Raw genomic sequence first — 4369 nt, 5'->3', positions numbered from 1 at the left:
GATGTGAAGACCATTGCGGGTGGCATCGCCGTCGCAGGAACGCTGGGACTCGCGGCCCTGGGAATCGGCTCGGGTGTGGCGAACGCCGCACCGTCGCAGACGGCACCGGAGACCACCTGGGCCCAGGACGGCTGGGGCCACGGCCACGGCGGCGGCGGTCATGGACACGGAGGGGACTGGCGCGACGACGGCTGGCGCGGACCGCGATGGGCCCCACCCCCGCCCTACTACGGCTACGGCCCGCCCTGTGTGTCCGGGCCGTACGGGTTCGTGCGCGTCTGCGCCTAACGAGGATCTGAAGACGCCTCTTGGCGGGTGTTTGACCGACGGTCGAACACCCGCCTTCAGTCGTATCCGGCTCACGGCCCAGCGCAGCCACATTCCGCTCACCGCGATTGCAAACCCACCTCCCGCGCCCTTGGTGGCGCAATGGCCGCACCCCGCGCACTAACGGCAGGTCCGCGCCGAAATAGACCGGCGCATTCGTCGAGCCCGGGGAACCCCGGAATGCCGACCACCTGGCCACCCTGAAACCCGCCGATACCGTCTGCGAGCAGGTCAGTCACACGCATGAGCCCAGGAGGTGACCCGTGGCCTTGGGAAACGCTGATGAAAACGCTGCAGCACCGACACCGATCCGTCGACCGCGCGCCGACCAGGCCCGGCTGGTGGCCGACGTGTTGCGCCACCAGATCCACGCGGGCGGCTATCCCGACGGGCTACCGTCCGAGGCCGACCTCGCCGGTGAGTTCTTCGTCTCCCGCAACACCGTCCGCGAGGCGCTCGCGACGCTGAAGGACGAAGGCCTCATCGACCGCGGCCCCCGCACCGGCACCCACGTCGCCATCCGCAAGTACGACCACGGCCTCGACGCGCTCGTCGGACTGAAGGAGACCTTCAAGGGCTACGGCGACATCCGCAACGAGGTCCGCGCCGCCATGACGGTGGCCGCCCCGCCGTCGGTCGCCAACCGCCTGCGCCTGAACCCGGGCGAGGGGGTCGTGTTCATCGAACGCCTGCGCTACCTCGGCGACCTGCCGCTGTCCCTCGACATGACCTACCTGACGCCCGACGTCGGCAACGAGGTCCTCGAGCACTCCCTCGAGGTCAACGACGTCTTCGCCCTCATCGAACAGGTCACGGGTCAAAGGCTCGGAGCCGCGGACCTCGCCGTCGAGGCCGTGTCCGCCGACGCCCACTCCGCCGCGATCCTGCAGGTGCCCGACGGCGCGCCCGTCCTCCTCCTGGAACGACTGACCCACCTGGACGACGGCCGCCCCGTCGACCTCGAATACATCCGCATGCGTGGGGATCGAATCACCATGCGCGGCAATCTAGTTAGGGGACAATGATGGCCCAGGTCAACCAGCGCGTCGACGTGCCAGTGACGATCGACGAATCGCTCTGCATCGAGGGCTGCACCCTCTGCGTCGAGATCTGTCCGCTCGACTCGCTGGCCATCAACCCCGAGAACGGCAAGGCCTTCATGCACGTCGACGAGTGTTGGTACTGCGGCCCGTGTGCGGCCCGCTGTCCCACCGGCGCCGTCACCGTCAACATGCCCTACTTACTCCGCTGAGGGGACCTGCTCGTGAAACGCGTACTCGCCGCTCTACTGGCCGCCACCACCGTCAGCTCGCTGGCCGCCTGCTCGCTTGACTCCACGGCACAATCCGCCGACACCGTCGACGTCGTCGTCGGCTACCAGTCCAAGACCATCAACACCGTCACCGCGGGAACCCTGTTGAAGGCCAAGGGTTTCCTGGAGCAGCGACTCGCCGACATCGGGAAGTCCTCCGGCAAGAAGTACAACGTGCAGTGGCAGGACTACGACACCGGTGCGCCCATCACCGCGCAGATGGTCGCCGAGAAGATCGACATCGGCTCCATGGGCGACTACCCGCTGCTGATCAACGGCTCCAAGACCCAAGCCAATGAACGCGCCAAGACCGAGCTGGTCTCCATCACCGGATACAGCCCCACCGGCGCACTCAACATGGTCGTCGTCCCGCCGAACTCGCCGACGCGGACCATCACCGACCTCAAGGGCGAGAAGGTGTCCGCCAGTGTCGGTTCCGCGGGCCACGGCACGCTCGTCCGCGCCCTCGACACGGCGGGCATCGACCCGAAGGCCGGCGTCGAGGTACTCAACCAACAACCCCAGGTCGGTGCGTCCGCATTGGAATCCGGTCAGGCGCAGGCACTCTCGCAGTTCGTCGCATGGCCCGGCCTGCTGGTCTTCCAGAACAAGGGCAAGCTGCTCTACGACGGCGCCGAGGGGGACTACCCCACCTTCCACGGCGTCGTCGTCCGTCGCGACTACGCTGGCCAGCACCCCGAGGTGCTCGGCGCCTTCCTTCAGGCTCAGCTCGACGCCACCGAGTACCTCAACGCCCACCCGCTGGAATCCGCGAAGATCGTCGCCGACGGCAGCGGGCTGCCGCAGGAAGTCGTGTACCTCTACAACGGCCCTGGCGGTACGTCGTTCGACACCACCTTGAAGCCCTCGCTCGTCGAGGCGTTCAAAGGCGATGTGCCGTACCTGAAGTCGATCGGCGACTTCGCCGACCTCGACATCGACGGGTTCGTCTCCGACGAGGCGCTGCGCAAGGCATTCGCCGAACGCGGCCAGGACTACGACGCCGCCCTCAAGTCCGCGGCCAACCCGTCACTGCTCAGCGGTCAGGACCCCGTCTGCAACGTCGCGGTGACCGACCCCAAGCTGGCCGGTGAACTCTGGCTCGACGGGCAGGACGAGACCCAGCCCGCCGCCAACCCCGGCTGCCTGCTTCGCGCCATCCGCGAAGCGACGGCGAAGGGCGAGAAGGTCCGCGCCGCTTATGTTCCCGATGCCGAGTTCGGCACCAGGTGGTTCGCCGACAAGTCCGTCTGGGTTCGGCACGACAACGACTTCGTACCGTTCGATACCGCCGCGGGCGCTCAGCGCTACACCGGCTCGCACCCCGGCGCGACGGTCGTCGACTACCAGCAGGCCCTTGCGGGTGCGGTATGACCGCCCCGCCTGCGATCCTGACGAGCGACGCACCGGCCGTCGTCGTCGCGACCACACCCAAGGCGCCGCGACGACGGGCCTGGCCGTCCTGGCTGGTGCGCATCGCCTCGGTGGCGGCGGCCATCGGCCTGTGGCAGGTGTTGACCGCCAACCACGTTCGGCTCTGGCTGCGATTCGACACCCTGCCGACCGTCACCCAGATCGTCACGGCGTTCAGTCACCGGTTGGGCGCCCAGGACTACTGGCTCGACCTCGGTCAGTCGCTGATCCGCATCCTGACCGGGTTCGCGCTCGCGGCGGTCGCCGGCGTCCTCACCGGCATCCTGCTCGGCCGATCCCGCGCGTTCGCGAACGTCCTCGGCCCGCTCACCGAACTGGCGCGGCCCATCCCCGCCATCGCGATCGTGCCCGTCGCGATCCTGTTGTTCCCCACCGACGAGGCCGGGATCGTCTTCATCACCTTCCTCGCCGCGTACTTCCCGATCATGGTGAGCACCCGCCATGCCGTCCGCGCGCTCCCGACCCTCTGGGAGGACTCCGTGCGCACCCTCGGCGGCAACCGTGCCGACGTGCTCACCCGGGTCGTGCTGCCCGGCATCCTCCCCGGCGTCTTCGGAGGCCTGTCCGTCGGCATCGGCGTCGCCTGGATATGCGTCATCTCCGCCGAGATGATCTCCGGGCGTCTCGGCGTCGGCTACCGCACCTGGCAGGCGTACACCGTGCTGGCCTACCCCGAGGTCTTCGTCGGGATCATCACGATCGGCGTGCTCGGGTTCCTCACCTCTGCCGCAGTCGAACTCATCGGCAGACGCGTCACCCGCTGGCTGCCCCGAGCAGAGGAGAACGGGCAGTGACCGGTATGAGTTTGAAGCTCAGCGACGTCGTGCTCAGCTACGGCGGAGCACCCGTCGTCGACCACCTCGACCTCGACGTGCGATCCGGCGAGATCCTGGTGCTGACGGGCCCGTCCGGCTGTGGCAAGTCGACCGTGCTGCGTGCCCTGGCCGGACTGCTGCCACCCGACGGGGGAGAGATCCTCGGCGACGGTGCCCGGGTCGTCACCACCTCCCGCGACCGTGCGATGGTGTTTCAGGACAACGCGCTGTTGCCATGGCGCACCGTGCAATCCAACGTCGAACTGGCCCTCAAGCTCGCGGGCCGCCCACGCAAGGGCCGCAGCGACGAGGCCCGCAAGTGGATCGCCGACGTCGGCCTCACTGGCTTCGAGGGCTACCTGCCCAAGAGCCTCTCAGGCGGCATGCGCCAACGCGTGCAGCTCGCAAGGGGGCTGGCCGGCGCACCCAGAGCGGTGATGATGGACGAGCCCTTCGGCGCCCTGGACACCCAGACCCGCGC

General features: G+C 68.4%; 5 protein-coding genes and 1 pseudogene. All 6 read left to right on the top strand.

Annotated features, from left to right (window positions below; all coding sequences use genetic code 11):
- Nucleotides 1–288: pseudogene (locus ACRDUX_RS02335) on the top strand (hypothetical protein); the annotation flags it as partial.
- Nucleotides 289–596: 308 nt separating this feature from the next.
- On the top strand, nucleotides 597–1352 hold the full coding sequence (locus ACRDUX_RS02330; RefSeq protein WP_526410626.1) for a GntR family transcriptional regulator: 756 nt from the start codon (nucleotides 597–599) through the stop codon (nucleotides 1350–1352).
- Entirely contained in the window at nucleotides 1352–1579 is a 228-nt protein-coding gene (locus tag ACRDUX_RS02325) for a 4Fe-4S dicluster domain-containing protein (protein WP_163919079.1), read from the top strand. Before ACRDUX_RS02330 ends, ACRDUX_RS02325 begins: the two co-directional genes overlap by 1 nt.
- A 12-nt stretch (nucleotides 1580–1591) precedes the next feature.
- Nucleotides 1592–3013 (top strand): ABC transporter substrate-binding protein, encoded by a 1422-nt coding sequence (locus ACRDUX_RS02320; protein WP_526410622.1) that lies wholly within the window; start codon nucleotides 1592–1594, stop codon nucleotides 3011–3013.
- Nucleotides 3010–3867: an ABC transporter permease gene (locus ACRDUX_RS02315; RefSeq protein WP_526410620.1), complete on the top strand. Its 858-nt coding sequence runs from the start codon at nucleotides 3010–3012 to the stop codon at nucleotides 3865–3867. The genes ACRDUX_RS02320 and ACRDUX_RS02315 overlap by 4 nt, the downstream gene beginning before the upstream one ends.
- A 5-nt stretch (nucleotides 3868–3872) precedes the next feature.
- A partial coding sequence (locus tag ACRDUX_RS02310; protein ID WP_526410624.1) for an ABC transporter ATP-binding protein occupies nucleotides 3873–4369 on the top strand: 497 nt, incomplete at its 3' end.

Origin of the sequence: Mycobacterium sp. (assembly GCF_050701675.1) — a bacterium.
Taxonomy (GTDB): Bacteria; Actinomycetota; Actinomycetes; order Mycobacteriales; family Mycobacteriaceae; genus Mycobacterium.
Note: the sequence above shows the minus strand (reverse complement) of the source record. Positions and strands in the feature narration are given on the sequence as shown.